This is a genomic window from Streptomyces sp. NPDC020875 (genome assembly GCF_040641415.1).
Classification (GTDB): domain Bacteria; phylum Actinomycetota; class Actinomycetes; order Streptomycetales; family Streptomycetaceae; genus Streptomyces.
In genome coordinates, this window is the sequence record NZ_JBFADP010000030.1 from 20,720 (window position 1) to 37,567 (window position 16,848).

Consider the following 16,848-nt stretch of genomic DNA (forward strand, 5'->3'; position numbering starts at 1 on the left):
CGGTCGCAAGGGCAGTGGGGCCCCGGGCGAAGCCAGGGGCGGGTTCCCCCGTACCGGACGTACCCGGGAATCCCGACAACGCCCCAGGGCTCCGCCCGGGGGACCCGAATGCGGGGCCGGGCGTCGCGGGCCGGGCGCGATGTGGACGACACGGGCTAGCCCGACCGGCCGTCCCGGAGGGATGCCGCGCGGCGGTAGAGGGCCATCGCCTCGTCGTGGCGGCCGAGTTGTTCCAGGCAGTGGGCCTCGTCGTTGCGGCTGGCCAGGGCGTCGGGGTGGTCGGCGCCCAGGACTCTGGCGCGGGCCTCGGCCACCGTCGTGTAGGCCGTGAGGGCTTCCTGCCAGTGGCCGAGCCAGCCGAGGGCGACCGCGATCTCCCGGCGGCTGACGAGGGTGTCGGGGTGGTCGGGGCCGAGGACGCGTTCGCGCCGGGCGGTGATGTCGCGGGCCTGGTCGAGGGCTTCCGGCCAGCGGGCCAGCCGGCCCAGGTTGACCCCGATGCCGTGGCGGGCGCGCAGGGTCTCGGGGTCGTCGGGGCCGGAGATCCGGATCCGGTCGGCGACCAGGTCCCGGTAGTGGTCGAGGGCTTCGGAGCCGTGCCCGAGGCGGCCCAGGCCGATGCCGACCTCGTAGCGGGCGGCGAGGGTGTCGGGGTGGTCGGCGCCGAGGGCGCGTTCCCGGGCCGCGACGACCTCGCGGTAGGCGGCCAGCGCCTCGGGCCAGCGGCCGAGCTGACCGAGGGCGTACGCCACCTCGTACCGGGTGACCAGGGTGTCGGGATGATCGGCGCCGAGGACTCTGGCCCGGGCGGCGGCGACCTCGCCCGCCATCCGGAAGGAGTCCTCGACCCGGCCCAGCCGGTTGAGGTTGAAGGCCAGGTTGTGGCGGCAGCGCAGGGTGTCGGGGTGGTCGGCGCCGAGGGTGCGTTCGCGGGCGGCGAGTACGACGGTGTAGCCGTCGTGGGCCTCCAGATGGCGGCCGAGCTGGCCGAGGACGTACGCGGTCTCCTGCCGGGCGGCGAGGGTGTCGGGGTGGTCGGCGCCCAGGGCGCGTTCCCGGCCGTCGGCGACCTGCTGGAAGGCCCGGAGCGCGTCTTCGGCGCGGCCGGTGCGGCTGAGGGTGAAGGCGACCTCGTAGCGGCTGGCGAGGGTGTCGGGGTGGTCGGGGCCCAGGGTGTGCTCGCGTTCGGCGGCGACGGAGCGGTGGACCTCGCCCGCCTCCTCCCAGCGGCCGAGCCTGCCGAGGCTGAGTCCGGCGCTGTGGCGGCTGGCGAGGACGGCCAGCGCCTCCGGGAACGGGGTGGGCCGTTCCCGGCGTACGGGCCGGGGCGCGGCGGCCCGCCGGGCCGCGGTTCCGGTGGTCCATTCGCCGGTGAGTCCGGCGGCCGGGTCGGGCAGCAGGGGGCGCGGCCCGGTGGCCGTGGCCTGGTGGCCGCCGGTCATCCGGCGGCCCCAGACCGGCCAGGCGGGCAGCGGCGCCGGTCCGGCGTCGGGCGTGGTGGCCGGGGTGGGTTCGCCGGTCGGCGGGGTGAGCCGCCGGCCGAGGTCGCGGGCGTGGGCGGGCCGGTCGTCGGGGGATTTGGCGAGCAGGTCGAGTACGGCGCTCTGGAAGTAGTCGGGGATCTGGGGGCGGTGGACCCGCAGCGGCTGGGGGACGGTGTCGCGGTGTCCGACGAGGACGGCCCAGGCGTCCTCGTCGTCGAAGGGCGGGACGCCGGTGGCGATCTCGTAGAGGACGCAGCCCAGGGAGTAGAGGTCGCTGCGGTGGTCGACGGTCCGGCCGCCGCCGATCTGTTCGGGCGACATGTAGTGCGGGGTGCCCATGGCGATCCCGGTTCCGGTGAGCCGGGAGGAGGTGGTGGCGATGTCGCCGAGGCGGGCGATGCCGAAGTCGCAGATCTTCACCGTGCCGTCGGTGAGCCGCATGATGTTCGCGGGTTTCAGATCGCGGTGGACGACGCCCCGGTCGTGGGTGTAGGCGAGGGCTCCGGCGACCTGGACGGCGATGTCGACGACCTCGGCGACGGGCAGCGGATGGTTGGCGTTGTCCTCCAGCAATTGGCTGAGGTTCCGTCCGTCGAGCAGCTCCATCACCAGGAAGAGGACGCCGTCGTCCTCGCCGAAGTCGTGGACGACGGTGACGCCCCGGTGCTGGAGGGCGGCGGCGACCCGGGCCTCCCGGCGGAAGCGTTCGCGCAGGACGCCGGTGACGGCGGTGTCGTGATGGGGCGTCATGGGCTTGAGGCATTTGACGGCGACGTTCCGGCCGAGGGCCTCGTCCTGGGCGCGCCATACCTCGCCCATCCCGCCGCGCCCGATCACATCGAGCAGCCGGTACCGGCCCTGGATCAGCCTGGTCTCCGCCATCGCCTTCGGTCGCCCCCGTCGGTGTGCTCCGTGCTCCCCCTTGCCGGACCAGTATGGCCGGGCGGGCGGGGAGTGGGTACGGGCCGGTCCCCGGGCCGCGTCGCGAGTGCGCGGACCGGTGCCGTACACGCCGGACCGGGGCCGCGTCACCGGACGGAGCGGGTCGCGGGCGCAGGCGGGGCGGGGCGGTGGTAAAGGCCCGGGGGCGGGCCCGTACCACCGCCGTCGGGTCAGGAGCCGTAGCGCAGGGCGATGGTGTCGCCGACGCCGATCACCCGGTCGCGGGCGGCGGCGGTGAAGGCCGAGCCGTCGACGCTCGCCTTCCAGGTGCTGGTGCCGCCGTTGGCGGTGCCGTTGACGGCGGTGACGGTCCCGGTGCCGGTGGCCGGGGTGACGGAGGTGACGCAGCCCGCCGGGGTGGCGGCGCCGGTCGCGGCGTCGAGGACGGCGCCGAGGGTGGTCGTGGTCGCGGTGGGTGTCAGGGCGACGGAGCAGACCTTGGGCGCGCCGGTGCCGTTGTCGACGGTGAGGGCCAGCTTGGTCGCGGTGCCGGGGGTGAAGGCGCTCTGGGCGACCCAGCGGGGCGCGCCGGGGGTCGTCGGGATCGCCGGGGCGCTGGTGAAGCCGCCGCCCGCGACGGCGCGCAGGGCATCGGTGGAGGAGTAGGCGGACGGAGAGCCGTCGGCGGGCTTGTAGCGGAAGCCGCCGGCCGGGTTGAACTGGAGGGAGATCAGGAAGTCGATCGGGGTCTTTCCGGCGGGAGTGAGGAAGTCCCCGGTCTGGGGGTTGATACCGCAGGCGTTGAGTCCGGAGACGGCCCAGCCGTTGGAGCTGGAGTTGATGCCGTACATGGCGTCGAACGCGCCGGACGAGCTGATCAGCGAGTTCGCGAGGAAGGTGCGGGCGGCGACGACGTCGGGGTCGGTGTTGGGGACGCCGGAGGTGCAGAGGGCGGCCATCGCGGCGCCGGTCATGTCGATGTCGCCGGGTTCGGCCAGCCGGACGGGGTCGCCCTCGGCCTTCTGGTAGCCCCAGCCGCCGTCGTCGTGCTGGTTGGCCCGGATCCGGGTGACGACGGAGTCGAGGAGGGCCTGGGGGACGCGTCGTACTCCGGTCTGGGTCTGGGCGCCGGCCAGGGCGAGCCCGGCGAAGACGGTGCCGTTGAAGTTGGCGGAGGGGCCGAAGTAGCCGGTTTCGGCGGTCTGCCAGTAGCCGTAGAGGTCGGCGATCAGATTGCGGGAGGCGGAGACCCGGGCCGGGTCGATTCCGGCGGCGTGGGCGTTGAGGATGCCGCGTTCGTAGTCGGTGGCCTTGGGGGTGGCGGAGGGCCAGCCGGGGGTGGCGAGCAGATTGCGGTAGACGGTACGGGCGTTCTTGGTGGTGTCGCCGCCGGGGGCGACGTCGACGGGGGCGGTTCCGGCGGCGGCGAAGGCGCTGAACGCCCACTCGTTGGAGAGTCCGGATCCGGCGTACGAGCCGTCGGCGGCCTGGAGGGTCTTGAGGTAGGCGACGCCGTTGGTCTTCGAGGTGGCGATCTGGGCCGGGGTGGAGGTGGCGGACGCGGTGGGGGCGCCGAGCGCGAGGGCGGCGGCGAGGGCCGTGACGGCGAGGGCGCGGGGCGCGCGGCGCCGGGTGAGGGGTGCGGCGGTCGGGACGCGGGGGGTACGGGACATATGGCCTGCTCCTTGTCGGGGGAACGCCGGCCGGTCCGCTCCGCCTGGGCCGTGGTGGCGCGGGGCGGGGCGGGGGCCGCCGTCCGAACGCGAGGTAACGGCTTCCTGGTGGTACGTCGCCGCATGGGCATTCGGACTCGGTACGGCTGCCGCCGTCCCACACCGTTGCGCGTCAGTCCCGGATTCCCACCGGATTCCCCCATGTGACAGCCCTGGACGGTACCCGAGCCCCAACTGCCGCGCCACCGGGCCCGATAGGGGACCGTTCGGGAGGTAGGGGGTAGTCTTGACGGTCTCTTCGGCCGCGTGTTCCAATCCGGCTGATACATGCTCAGCTCCAGGGGAAGCCGGTGGGAATCCGGCGCTGACCCGCAACCGTGGGCCCGCCGTACGGCGGGCGAGCCGGACTGCCTGGGGCGGGTGCACTTGATGCGAGAAGCGCCGTCGCGGACTACGGCGTGGTCGACCGCCCCGCCGGTGTACGTGCCGTGCCGTGGGGCCGCCCGCCACGTGCCGGGCCCGCCGGACGACCCGAGGGGCCGTGGTGGGGACGTACCGAAGGACAGAGCAGCGCGCCGACCGGTGGTGGCGGACCCGGCGGCGGACGCGCGGTGCCGGGCCGGGGGCGGTCCGGTCGGCCGTACTGCGCGGTGTCTCCGGCTTCGCCGCGTTACTGCTGCTGGGTTCGGGGACCGCCTACGCCGCCGCTCCCCCGGCCGCCGCCGGGGCGCCGGAGGAGTGCACCTCTGCCAGGGGCGCGGTGGTCGCGGTGGACTTCGGCGCCTTCGGCGGATCCGTCGTCCGGGGCTGTGACACCACCCCGACCACGGGATACGAGCTGCTGAAAGCGGGCGGGTTCCGTACCACCGGGACCGGGCACGACGGGGACGCGTTCATCTGCCGGATCGGGCACACCTCCGCGCCGGACGGTAAGGCGTATCCGACGCCGGACCGGGAGAAGTGCGTCGACACCCCGTCCGCCGACGCGTACTGGTCGTACTGGGTGGCCGCGCGCGGCGCCAAGGACTGGCGGTACAGCGATCTCGGCGCGATGGGGCGGAAGCTGAAGCCGGGGGATGTGGACGCCTGGGTCTTCGGCGCCACCGAGATCGGCGGCGCGGGCGGCAAGCCCTCCTTCACGCCCGACCAGGTCCGGGCGGGGCTCGGCGCCGACGAGATCCGCGTCAGGGCGGCCGGTGCCTGGTCCCGAGGGCAGCTGGTGGACGGGGAGCGGGTCGAGATCGCCCCGGACACCCCGAGCCATCTGCTCACCACCGAGGCCGCCTATACGATCGCGGCGACGGTGGGCACGGGCTCCGCCCTGGACCGGGTGACGGCCTATCTGCGCGCCGGGACCACCGCGTACGCCTATCCGCGCGGCGGGGGCGAGGCGCCCGATCCGGAGGCCGCCGCCCGGCTGGCCCTGCTGGCGGAGATCACCGGGAAGGATCCGGCGGACTTCGGCGGCCACGATCTGACCGGTGATCTGCGGGCGGCGGTCTGCCCCGCGCCCGTACCGGGCTCGCCCCGGCCGGGCTGCCGGACGGAGGGCGACTTCCGCCACGCCGGGAGTACCGAGGCGCAGGCGCTGGCGGTGCTCGCCCTGGTCCGGGCGGAGGTCACCCCGCCGGAGGCGGCGGTGGCCCGGCTGACCCGGCTCGAATGCGCCGACGGCGGCCACGGCTCGCTGCTCCATCCGCCGGGCAAGCGGTGCGACGGCGAGCCGCGCGCCACGGCCCTGATCGCCCTCGCCCTGGAGGCGGCGGGCGGCTACGACGGCGCCCTGGCGGAGACGGTCGGCCATCTCCGCGACCAGCAGCGCCCCGACGGGTCGCTGCCCGGCTACACCGGTGGCACCGGCGCCGCCGATGTCACCACCACGGCGCTGGCCGCCCAGGCCCTGCGGGCCGTCGGCGACCGGGCCCGGGCGGACAGGGCGGTCGCCTGGCTGGCCCGGCAGCAGTTCCCGCTGGGCGGGTTCAGCAGCGACGAGATGGCTCTGGACCCTCATCTCTTCCCGACCTCGGCCGCCGCGCTGGCGGGGGCGGACACCGATCTGGGGTCGCTGGTCGCGAAGGTGATCCCGCCGGACCCGGAGGAGCCGGGTCCGGGTGAGCCCGGCGGCCCCGGCGAGCCGGGCGACGGCGACGGGAAGCGCCCCGACCTGAAGAAGGGCGTGGCCTATCTCACCCACTCCGAGCGGCTGCTGAGGGGCCGTTACTACGCGGTCCCCGGCACCCGGCGGGCCGACTTCGGGCTGACCATCGACGGGGCCTTCGCCCTGGCCGCCACGGGCCATGACGACAACAAGCTCCGGGGCGTCGTGGACTTCCTCGACCGGGGCGGCCGGGACGGCGAGAACCGTACCCTCCACGACTGGACCCGGGCGGGCACCGAACGGCCGTCCGGCGGCTCGATCGGCAAGGCGGCCCTGCTCGCCCAGGTGGTGGGCCGGGACCCCCGGAAGTTCGGCGGGCGGGATCTGATCGCCGCCCTCGACGAGGCGGTCTGCCCGGCCGCCGCCGAGACCGACGGCTGTGCCGCGGCGGGCAACTACCGGAACGCGGAGTCGGTCTTCGGCCAGTCGCTGGGCGTCATCGCGCAGGTGCGGGCGGGCGAGCGGGAGGCGGCGGCGAAGCCGGCCGGCTATCTGCTCTCCCTCCAGAAGGACTCGGGTGCCTGGCCGAGCGTGCTCCCGGCGACCGACCCGAACGACCAGGACGTGGACTCCACGGCGATGGCCGCGATGGCCCTCGACCTGGTCGGCGGGGCGGAGGCGGACGCGGCGGTGCAGCGGGCCCTGGCCTGGCTGGCCGGACGCCAGCTCTCCGACGGCGGTTTCCCGGGCGCCGCCGGGAACTCGGTGAACTCGGCCGCCCTGGCGGTGCAGGGGTTGAGCCTGGACGCCCCGGCCCACCGGGCGAAGATCGCGAAGGCCCGGACGTTCCTGGCCGAGCGGCAGAACCCCGACGGCGGCTTCACCATCAACAAGGGCGGCCAGCCGGGCTCGGACGTACGGGCCTCGACGCAGGCGGTCGGCGGTACGACGGGGATCTCCTTCGCGGTGCTGAAGCGGAGCCTGGCCGGAACCTCGCCACAGCCGGACCCGGGCCCCGGCACCGACGGCAAGCCGCCGGTCATCGTCACCCCCGGGGACTCCTCGGGCGGTTCGACAGGCGGCGCCGGGACCTCCGGCGGCCCAGGCGTCCAGGGCGGCGGCGGCCGGCTGGCGTCGACCGGGACGAACGCGCTGACCTTCGCCGGGATCGCCGTGGCGCTGCTGGTCGCGGGCGCGGGCGCGATCGTCGTGGTCCGCCGTCGCGGCGCGGGGCGGCGCCGGTGACGCGGGGACGCCCGGACGGACGGTCGGGGGGCCGTTTCGCCCGGGGCCCCGTACGGGCGGCCGCCGCCCTGGGGCTGATCGCGGCGCTCGGCGCCCCGGTCTCCCCGGCCGCCGCCGACCCCCAGCCCATGGGCCGGTGCACCACCTCGTCGGGCGCGGTGCTCGCGGTCGACTTCAGCCGCTGGGGCGGGCCGGTCTACCGGTCCTGCGGCACGACCCCGACGACCGGATACGAGCTGCTGAACCAGGGCGGCTGGCGGACCGCGGGCACGGGCCACGACGGTCCGGCGTTCATCTGCCGGATCGGCTACAGCGGGCACCGGGACGGGAAGATGTTCCCGCCGCCGGAGCAGGAGGACTGCGTACTGACGCCGCCCGCGTCGGCCTACTGGTCGTACTGGCACGCCGACCCGGGCGAGAACACCTGGGAGTACAGCCAGCTCGGGGCGATGCTCTACGAGCCGAAGCCGGGCAGCGTCGATCTGTGGATCTTCGGCGGGACGGATATCGGCGGGACGAAGGGGCGGCCGAAGGTCACCCCCGACCAGCTGCGGGCCCACAACACCCGGCCGGTGGGCGGCACCGCCGAACGGCCCCGGTCGACGGCGCAGGCACCCCCGCCGCCGCCCGGTACGGACACCGGACCCGCCCCCGTCCGCTCCACCGCCCCCTCGGCACCGGCCGCCCCGAAGCCGCCGGTCACGGCACGGCCGTCGGCCTCCCCCGCGCCGTCGGCGCCCGGATCGCCGGCTCCGTCGCCGTCGGCCGGGTCATCGTCCCCGGCGGCCGTCGCCGCGCCCGGGAACACTCCCCGGGTGGTCGACGCCGCCCCGGCCGAGGAAGCCGACCACGACCCGGGTTCCGTGGTCCCCGTGGTCGCCACCGCCGTTCTGGTGGTGCTGCTGGGTGCCGCCGCCGCGATCACCGTGCGGCGCCGCCGCCGTACGGAGTAGCCGGGTGGCGGAAACCGACACCGACACCGGCAGCGGACCCTCCGCTCCGGACCGGCGCGGCCGGCGGCTGCCCCGGCTGCTGCACCCGGTCGCCTGGTGGATCTGGGCACTGGCGCTGGCCACGGCGGTGAGCCGGACCAACAACCCGCTGCTGCTGCTTCTGGTCCTCGCGGTCCTCGGCTATGTCGTCACCGTACGGCGGACCGAGGCGCCCTGGGCCCGGGGCTTCCACTACTACCTGTATCTGGCGCTGATCGTGATCGCGGTCCGGGTGGTGTTCCGGGCCGTGTTCGGGACCGGGATCACCCCCGACGACCATTTCCTCTTCTCCCTCCCGACGGTGCCGACCCCGGACTGGTACGCGGGGATCCGCATCGGCGGCCCGGTATCGCTGGAGGCGCTGCTGTCGGCGGCGACGGAGGGGCTGCGGCTGGCGTGCATGCTCTGCTGCATCGGCGCGGCCAACACGCTGGCAAACCCGAAGCGGGCGCTGCGGATCCTGCCGGGGGCGCTCTACGAACTCGGGGTCGCCGTCACCGTCTCCATCAGCGTCGCGCCCCAGCTGGTGCAGAGCGTACGGCGGGTGCACCGGGCCCGGCGGCTGCGCGCGGGCCGCGCCAAGGGGCTGCGGGCGCTGCGCGGAATCGTGGTGCCGGTACTGGAGGACGCGCTGGAGCGGTCGCTGCGGCTGGCCGCCGCGATGGACTCGCGGGGCTACGGCCGGGCGGGATCGGCGACCCGGGCGTCGCGCCGGGTGACGGGCGTGCTGATGCTGCTCGGGATGTGCGGACTGTGCGCGGGGGCGTACGGGCTGCTCGACGCGACGGCGCCCCGGCTGCTGGGGCTGCCCGCGATGGCCGTCGGCGCGGTGCTGTGCGTGGCGGGGCTGCGGCTGGGCGGGCGGCGGGTGACGCGTACCGTCTACCGGCCCGACCCGTGGCGGCTGCCGGAGTGGGCGGTCGCGGGGTGCGGGGTGCTCTCGGCCGTACTGCTGTTCAGCGGTGCCGGGTTCGATCCGGCCGAGCTGAATCCGTCGCTGTATCCGCTGGGCTGGCCGTCGCTGCCGCTGGTCCCGGCGGCGGCGGTGCTGCTGGCCGGGGCGGCCGGGTTCCTGGCACCTCCCCCCGCTCCCCCGGCCCCGGCCGCTGAGTCCCCCTCTCCGGCCCGCCGGGCCGGTACCGCCCCGCGCGCCGCCGCGCGCCGTACCGAGGACGCCCTGTGATCACCTTCGAACAGGTCTCCGTCGTCTACGACGACACCGCCGAACCCGTACTGCGCGATGTCGATCTGACCGTGGAGGAGGGTGAGCTGTGCCTGGTCACCGGACATACCGGAGTGGGGAAGTCGACCCTGCTGGGGGCGGTCAACGGGCTGGTGCCGCACTTCACCGGCGGCACCCTCTTCGGCCGGGTCGTGGTCGACGGCCGGGACACGGCCGGTCATCCGCCGCGTGAGCTGGCCGATGTGGTGGGCGTGGTGGGCCAGGATCCGCTGGACGGATTCGTCACGGACACCGTCGAGGAAGAGCTGGCGTACGCCATGGAACAGCTGGCGGTCGAGCCGTCGACGATGCGTAAACGGGTGGAGGAGACCCTCGACCTGCTGGGCCTGGCCGATCTGCGGCACCGCGCGCTGTACGAACTCTCCGGCGGCCAGCAGCAGCGGGTGGCGATCGGCTCCGTACTGACGGCCCATCCCCGGGTCCTGGTCCTGGACGAGCCGACGTCGGCACTGGATCCCACGGCGGCGGAAGAGGTCCTGGCCGCGGTCACCCGGCTCGTCCACGATCTGGGCGTGACGGTCCTGGTGGCGGAGCACCGGCTGGAGCGGGTGGTGCAGTACGCGGACCGGGTCCTGCATCTGCCGGGTGACGGGCGGGTCGTGTCGGGGCCGCCCGCCGAGGTGTTCCGGGGCTCGGACATCGCGCCGCCGGTGGTGGAGCTGGGCCGGGCGGCGGGCTGGACCCCGCTGCCGCTGTCGATCCGCGACGCCCGGCGGGCCGCCGTACCGCTGCGGACCAGGCTCGCGGGTCAGCCGCCGCCCCCGGCGCGGCCCGCTCCCCCGGCGGACGCGGCGACGGTACTGGCCGCGCGGGGTGTGACGGTCTCCTACCGGGGAGTGCCCGCCGTCCGCGAGGTCGCGGTCGAACTACGGGCGGGTGAGGTGACGGCGCTGATGGGCCGGAACGGCTCGGGGAAGTCGTCGCTGCTCTGGGCGCTCCAGGGGTCCGGTCCCCGGCAGGCGGGCAGTGTCCGGGTCGGCCCGGCCGGTCCCGACGGGGGCGGCGATCCGGGGAAGGTGTCGGCGGCCGAGGCGCGGCGGCTGGTGGGGCTCGTACCGCAGACCGCGACGGATCTGCTCTATCTGGAGAGCGTGGCGCAGGAGCTGGCGCAGGCGGACCGGGAGTCGGCGGTCGTCGCGACGGGCCGGCCGCCGGTCCCGGCCCGGCGGATCCTCGACCGGCTGGTGCCGGGGGTGGCGGACACCACGCATCCCCGGGATCTGTCGGAGGGCCAGAAACTGGCCCTGGTCCTGGCGATCCAGCTGACGGCGGCCCCGCCGGTGGTCCTGCTGGACGAGCCGACCCGGGGGCTGGACTACCGGGCGAAGGAGCAGTTGGCGGGGATCGTGGACGGGCTGGCCCGGGAGGGCCGCTCGGTGGTGATCGCCACCCATGACGTGGAGTTCGTGGCCCGGGCGGCGGACCGGGTGGTGGTGATGGCGGAGGGCGATGTGGTCGCGGACGGGCCGACGCCGGAGGTGATCGTGGCGTCGCCGGTGTTCGCGCCGCAGGTCGCGAAGGTGGTCGCGCCGCTGCCGTATCTGACGGTGGGACAGGTGGCGGAGGTCCTGGCCGGGGCGGGTGGGGCGGGGTGAGCGGGGACGCGCGGAAACCGGAGGGGGCCCCGGAGAAGGACCGGACGCCTGGGACCCGGGCTTCGGCCTCCGGGTGGAGTCCCCCGGCTCCCGCCATCAGGATCGGGCCGCGCGCCGGGGTGGTGATCGCCCTGGCCGCGTTCCTCGGTCTGGTCGCCTTCTTCTGGCCGTTCGTGGTGGCGCCGGGGAAGTTCGCCTCGCACTACGCGCCGCCGCTGATCTTCGGCGTCCTGCTGGTCCTGGTGCTCTCCGTGGTGATCTCCGAGATCGCCGAGGGCGGTATCAGCTCCAAGGCGCTGGCGATGCTGGGCGTGCTGTCGGCCGTGAACGCGGCGCTGCGTCCCCTGGGCGCGGGCACGGCGGGCGTGGAGACGGTCTTCTTCGTCCTGGTGCTCGCGGGCCGGGTGTACGGACCGGGCTTCGGCTTCACCCTGGGCTGTACGTCGCTCTTCGCCTCGGCGCTGATCACGGGCGGGGTGGGCCCGTGGATGCCGTACCAGATGTTCGGCTGTGCCTTCGTCGGGATGCTCGCCGGGTTCCTGCCCAGGGCGTCGGGCCGCCGGGAGGTACTGCTGCTCGCGGTCTACGGCTCCTTCTCCGGCTATCTCTTCGGCTTTCTGCTCAATCTCTCCTTCTGGCCGTTCTCGGTCGATCCGGGGAGTTCGATCGCCTATCTGCCGGGGCTGCCGTTCACGGAGCAGTGGCAGCGGTACGTCGCCTTCGACCTGGCGACGTCCCTGGGCTGGGACACGGGCCGCGCGGTCACCAACTTCGTGGCGATCGTGCTGGCGGGCCCGGCCGTGCTGACGGTGCTGCGGAGGGCGGCCCGCCGGGCCCGGTTCCAGGCACCGGTCCGGTTCGAACCGCCGCCCGGACAGCCGGGAACGGGCCCCGCGTCATGACGGGGATCCGTTCGAAGACCCCCGGACCGCGCCCGCCGAACAATGCGGAGCAACCCGCCGCCGGGCCCTGAGCGGCACAAACGCGGCAGGCGGCTGTCCCGGACAGCCGAACATTGTTGCCCGGGGGCGGGGGCGGTGGGCAGGCTGGGACGCGGACCGGCGGCGGGGTCCGGTGACGGCGCCCGGTGCCGTACCGCCGGTGCGCACACGATCCGGACCGAGCCGAGAACCTGTGCTCGGCACCCCGGCGCGGCGGACCGATGCCGTGTGCGGGAGGGGTGCGGAGCGGCGGGATCCGCTCATCGCCGCCCGGGCCCTCGCGGCCGTACCGGCGACGCGACCCGCCTCCCAGCGATACGGGGGACCCGTTGATCGACCTGAAGTTCAGCACCACGGACCTGCCCGAGCGCGAGCGCTTCGACGAGTGGCACGCCCTGACCGACCTGACAGGTATCCCACAGACCCTGAAAAGCTCCGACGACGCCGACTTCCGGGCTTCGGCGCTGGTCCGGGGCCGCGAGGGTCAGGTGGTGGCGCGGGCGTCGCTGCGGTCGAGGCTGCACACCCGGCGTACCCCCCGGCTGATCCGGCATTCGGACCCCGACCGGTATCTGTTCGTCTCCGTGCGCTCCGGCACCTCCGGCGTGGCCCAGTCGGGGCGCGAGACCGTGATCGGGCCGGGCGATCTGATGATCCTCGACTCCTCGCGCCCCTTCCACGCCCTCTACGACGGCGTCCACGACGTGTTCCTCGTCGACAAGTCCCTGGTACCGGCGCCCCCGGCTCAGGTCCACTCGCTGGTGGCCAGAAGGCTCCCGGGGGACACGGGCAGCGGGGCGGTCCTCGCCCGCTGCCTGGACGAGGTCTCCCGGGACGACGGCCCCGGCCGTCCGCCGGAGTTCCACCGGCTGCTCGACATCGCCGTCGACCTGCTGGCCGTACTGATCGCACAGGAGCTGGACGTCCCGCCCCGGCTGCCCGCCGAGAGCCGGGACCGGTCGCTGCTCGCCCGGGCCGACGCCTTCGTCCGGGATAATCTCGGCGACCCGGAGCTGACCCCCCGGACTCTCGCCGCCGCCCACCATGTGTCCCTGCGCCGGCTTCAGCAGGTGCTCGCCGCCGAGGGGACGACCCCGGCGGCGCTGATCCGGACCCGGCGGCTGGAGCGGTGCCGCCGGGCCCTGGCGGATCCCCGGCAGCACGACCGGCCCGTGCACGCGGTCGCGGCGCGCTGGGGGTTCCCGGACCACGCCCATTTCAGCCGGTTGTTCAAATCCACCTACGGCATGTCGCCGAGCGAATACCGGGCCTCCCGCGATCTGACGGTGCGCGGATAGCCGAGGCCGTTGCGCGCACCGGCGACGACGGGCCGACGACCGGCGGGCCATCCGGGCCCGGACCGGCACCGGGACGGTCGGCAGGGCCGGTTTCCTCCCGGCACCGGGCGGCCCCGCCGCGATGTCACGGGCGGGGCCGCTCGCCGGTCAGGTGAAGAGCGTCTGCGCCCAGTCGGCGACGCCGCCGAGCCGGGCCGCCGCCCGATCGACGTCGCCGGTCCGGACGGGTTGGCCGACCTCGTGGTCGTAGCCTTCGAGACCGCCCACCTCCTCCACTATCCGGGCGATCCGGTACGCCTCCGTCATGATCGGCAGTGCTTGCCGCCCCGGGTAGCGGTAGGGGATCTCGATACCCGCCGTGTCGCCCGTGTAGTCCAGTTGCAGATGACCGGCGGGCCCGTCGCGCCAGAGGGTCAGGCTGTACGGGAACTCCTCGGTGGTGACCGGGCCCACCTCCCGCGACACCCGCTCGACGAGCTCGTCCCAGACGGCCCGCAGTTCGCCGGTGAGGTTCATGGGCACGGGGTCGGCGTCCGGGTCGTAGCCGGAGTTGAGCTCCGTCAGGGTCTCGTCGAAGGTACGGCCCGGGGGGACCCGCAGGAACATGATGTCGTAGGTCACCGTCCGCACCCTACGGGCCCGCGGCCGGGGCGGGATTGACGCGGTGGCGAGTCCGGGGGCGAGGATGGCGGGCGAGATCCGTTCCAGGGAAGGGAGCCGCCGGATGGCCGCCGAGGACACCGAATCCGCCGTACTGACCCGGGTGGCGGGCCGCGCCGGGTACATCACCCTGAACCGGCCCGCCGCGCTCAACGCGCTGACCCGGCCGATGGTCCGGGCGGTGGCCGAAGCGCTGGACCGGTTCGAGGCCGATCCGGCGGTGGCGGTGGTGGTCCTCACGGGCGCCGGTGAGCGGGGGCTCTGCGCGGGCGGCGACATCCGGGCCATCCGCGAGGACGCCCTGGCGGGCGGCCGGGAGTCGTTCGCGTTCTGGCGGGACGAGTACCGGCTGAACGCCCGGATCGCCCGGTTCGGCAAACCGTACGCGGCGGTGATGGACGGCATCGTGATGGGCGGCGGGGTCGGGGTCTCGGCCCACGGTTCCGTACGGATCGTCACCGAGCGGTCGAGGGTGGCGATGCCTGAGACGGGGATCGGGTTCGTACCGGATGTCGGCGGTACGTATCTGCTGGCTCGCGCGCCCGGGGAGCTCGGTACGCATCTGGCGCTCACCGGGCTGGCGGTGGGCGCGGCGGACGCGCTGCTGTGCGGGCTCGCCGACCATTTCGTGCCGTCCGCCGCCCTGCCGGGGCTCGTCGCCGGGCTGGCCGGGGGCGAGGTCGCGGAGGTCGTGGGGCGGTACGCCGCCACCGCTCCGGCGGGTGAGCTGGCCGGGCACCGGGAGTGGATCGACTCCTGCTACGCCGCCGATACGGTGGAGGAGATCACCGGCCGGCTGCTGGCCCATGGCGACCCGGCCGCGAAGGAGGCCGCGGAGACCGTCCTCACCCGGTCGCCGACCTCGTTGAAGGTGACGCTGGCGGCGCTGCGGCGGGCCCGGGCCCTGGGCGCCCTGGAGCCGGTGCTGGAGCAGGAGTACCGGGTGTCGTGTGCCGTCTTCACCCGGCCCGACCTGGTGGAGGGGGTAAGGGCCCAGGTGGTGGACAAGGACCGGGCGCCGCGCTGGTCGCCGGGTTCGCTCGCGGAGGTCACGGCGGCGGACGTCGAGCGGTGCTTCGCCGCCGCTCCGGGCGGCGGGCTCGGCCTGGTCTGACCCTCCGGTCGGCGGTCCCGGAGCGGCGGGAAGCTCCTGTAGCTCGTCAGTCGGTGAGGCCGGGCGCGCCCCAGACGGGGAACCAGCGGTTCAGCTCCGGTTCGATCCGCAGATCGTCGGCGAGGAGTGCCCGTACCTCGATCTCCAGGGCGTTGTCGCGGCGCTCCACTCCGCCCGGCAGCGGGGCGAAGGGGTAGAACGTGCCCCGTTTGTAGAGATAGACGAGGGCCAGCGCGCGGTCCCGGCCGGGTTCGGGCTCCGGGTCGTGGAAGGCTGCCAGGGAGCAGAGGAGCTGCGGCCCGAATCCGGCCTCCTCCAGCAGGGTGTTGACCGCGTGCAGGTCGTTGACCAGGGAGACCGTGTCGTCGGCGGGGCGGCGCAGCAGCAGCCACGTATAGCCGTAGGTGTCCTTGCGGTAGCTCGGGGAGCCGGGGTCGGTACCGGTGTCGAGGAGGTCCCGGACATCGTCCTGGACCCGGCGGAACGCGCCGCCCTCGACCCCGGCGAAGCAGACGGAGCCGGTGCCGGTGGGGACCAGTCCGGTGGCGGCGTTCAGGGTGATCGCGGCGCCCGGGAGGCCGAAGAGCCGGTCGAGGTCGGGGGGTACGGCCCGGCTGCGGCCGAGGATGGCGTCGAGGAGTCCCACGAAGGCACCTCCGTCGGATGGTCGGGGTTCACGGGATTCACGGCCGGGCCGGCCGGGCGCTGATCGCGGCCAGCTGCTCCAGCCGCTGCTCCAGCGTCGGGTGCGAGGAGAGCAGCCGGCCCAGGCTCTCCCGGGAGGAGAAGGCGGGGGCGAACCAGAAGGCGTTGTACGGCTCCGCCTTGCGGAGGTCCCGGGTGGGGATCCTGGCCATTTCGCCGGTGACCTTGGTCAGGGCGGAGGCGAGTGCCGAGGGGCGGCCGGTGAGGAGGGCGGCGGCCCGGTCGGCGGAGAGTTCGCGGTAGCGGGAGAGCAGCCGGGTGAGCAGAAAGCTGATCGCGTAGACGGCGGCGCTGACCAGCGGGATCAGCGCCATCACCACGGCGGCGTTGCTGTTGCCCTGGGAGCGGCCGAGGCCGCTGTAGAGCCCGATCCTGGTCATCAGTCCGGCGAGTACGCCCAGGAAGGAGGCGACGGTCATCACGGCCACGTCCCGGTGGGCGACGTGCGACAGCTCGTGGGCGAGTACGCCCTCCAGTTCCTCGGGCTCCAGTCTGCGCATCAGGCCGGTGGTGACACAGACCAGGGCCGTCTTCTCGTTGCGGCCGGTGGCGAAGGCGTTGGGGACGTCGCTGCGGGCGATGGCGACCCGGGGTTTCGGCATATCGGCGAGGGCGCAGATGCGATCGACGGCTCCGTGCAGTACGGGCTGCTCCTCGGGGGTGACCTCACGGGCGCCCATGCCGTACGCGGTGATCCGGTCGCTGAACCAGAACTGGGCGACGAACAGGGCGCCGGAGACCACCAGGATCACCGGCCAGGCGCCGCGCAGCAGGGCCAGCAGGACGCCCACGAAGACCACGTACAACAGTCCGATCAGGAACATCGTGGTCACCATGCGGGTGGTGAGTCCCCGGTCCGGTGCGTAACGGGACCGTGGTGTTCTGGCCATGATCGCCTCCGGGCGGCGCAGTACGGCG

Annotated in this window: 12 protein-coding genes and 2 riboswitches; of the genes, 7 read left to right on the plus strand and 5 right to left on the minus strand. The window is 74.6% G+C overall.

What is annotated here, in order from left to right:
• Positions 1-155 precede the first annotated feature (155 nt).
• The gene (locus tag AB0G74_RS18825) at positions 156-2,366 is read right to left on the minus strand and encodes a serine/threonine-protein kinase (RefSeq protein WP_361147516.1); all 2,211 of its coding nucleotides are present in this window, start codon (positions 2,364-2,366) and stop codon (positions 156-158) included.
• Positions 2,367-2,596: 230 nt separating this feature from the next.
• Positions 2,597-4,039 carry a hypothetical protein gene (locus AB0G74_RS18830; protein ID WP_361147519.1) on the minus strand — a complete coding sequence of 481 codons (1,443 nt, stop codon included), beginning with the start codon at positions 4,037-4,039 and terminating at the stop codon, positions 2,597-2,599.
• Between the two features lie 125 nt (positions 4,040-4,164).
• Positions 4,165-4,239, minus strand: a riboswitch (cobalamin riboswitch).
• A 139-nt stretch (positions 4,240-4,378) separates the two neighbouring features.
• Positions 4,379-4,452: riboswitch (cobalamin riboswitch) on the plus strand.
• A 263-nt stretch (positions 4,453-4,715) separates the two neighbouring features.
• On the opposite strand from AB0G74_RS18830, the gene AB0G74_RS18835 reads away from it, so the two are divergent.
• From AB0G74_RS18835 to AB0G74_RS18860, 6 genes are all read left to right on the plus strand, one after another.
• Positions 4,716-7,382 carry a prenyltransferase/squalene oxidase repeat-containing protein gene (locus AB0G74_RS18835; protein ID WP_361147644.1) on the plus strand — a complete coding sequence of 889 codons (2,667 nt, stop codon included), beginning with the start codon at positions 4,716-4,718 and terminating at the stop codon, positions 7,380-7,382.
• The gene (locus AB0G74_RS18840) at positions 7,379-8,335 is read left to right on the plus strand and encodes a hypothetical protein (RefSeq protein WP_361147522.1); all 957 of its coding nucleotides are present in this window, start codon (positions 7,379-7,381) and stop codon (positions 8,333-8,335) included. The genes AB0G74_RS18835 and AB0G74_RS18840 overlap by 4 nt, the downstream gene beginning before the upstream one ends.
• A 4-nt stretch (positions 8,336-8,339) precedes the next feature.
• On the plus strand, positions 8,340-9,557 hold the full coding sequence (locus AB0G74_RS18845) for a CbiQ family ECF transporter T component (RefSeq protein ID WP_361147525.1): 1,218 nt from the start codon (positions 8,340-8,342) through the stop codon (positions 9,555-9,557).
• The gene (locus AB0G74_RS18850; protein WP_361147528.1) at positions 9,554-11,212 is read left to right on the plus strand and encodes an ATP-binding cassette domain-containing protein; all 1,659 of its coding nucleotides are present in this window, start codon (positions 9,554-9,556) and stop codon (positions 11,210-11,212) included. The genes AB0G74_RS18845 and AB0G74_RS18850 overlap by 4 nt, the downstream gene beginning before the upstream one ends.
• Positions 11,213-11,331: 119 nt before the next feature.
• Positions 11,332-12,114: an ECF transporter S component gene (locus AB0G74_RS18855; protein WP_361147530.1), complete on the plus strand. Its 783-nt coding sequence runs from the start codon at positions 11,332-11,334 to the stop codon at positions 12,112-12,114.
• Positions 12,115-12,482: 368 nt separating this feature from the next.
• Positions 12,483-13,451: a helix-turn-helix domain-containing protein gene (locus AB0G74_RS18860; RefSeq protein ID WP_361147533.1), complete on the plus strand. Its 969-nt coding sequence runs from the start codon at positions 12,483-12,485 to the stop codon at positions 13,449-13,451.
• A gap of 147 nt (positions 13,452-13,598) precedes the next feature.
• Here the strand turns inward: AB0G74_RS18860 and AB0G74_RS18865 are convergent, their stop codons facing one another.
• The gene (locus AB0G74_RS18865) at positions 13,599-14,072 is read right to left on the minus strand and encodes a hypothetical protein (protein WP_361147535.1); all 474 of its coding nucleotides are present in this window, start codon (positions 14,070-14,072) and stop codon (positions 13,599-13,601) included.
• Between the two features lie 103 nt (positions 14,073-14,175).
• On the opposite strand from AB0G74_RS18865, the gene AB0G74_RS18870 reads away from it, so the two are divergent.
• A complete protein-coding gene (locus AB0G74_RS18870) occupies positions 14,176-15,225 on the plus strand; it encodes an enoyl-CoA hydratase/isomerase family protein (protein WP_361147538.1) in 1,050 nt (349 codons plus the stop codon).
• Between the two features lie 46 nt (positions 15,226-15,271).
• Here AB0G74_RS18870 and AB0G74_RS18875 read toward each other — a convergent pair whose 3' ends face one another.
• Complete coding sequence (locus AB0G74_RS18875) at positions 15,272-15,871, minus strand: hypothetical protein (protein WP_361147541.1); 600 nt, start codon at positions 15,869-15,871, stop codon at positions 15,272-15,274.
• A gap of 37 nt (positions 15,872-15,908) precedes the next feature.
• The gene (gene htpX / locus AB0G74_RS18880) at positions 15,909-16,820 is read right to left on the minus strand and encodes a zinc metalloprotease HtpX (RefSeq protein ID WP_361147543.1); all 912 of its coding nucleotides are present in this window, start codon (positions 16,818-16,820) and stop codon (positions 15,909-15,911) included.
• Between the last annotated feature and the right edge of the window lie 28 nt (positions 16,821-16,848).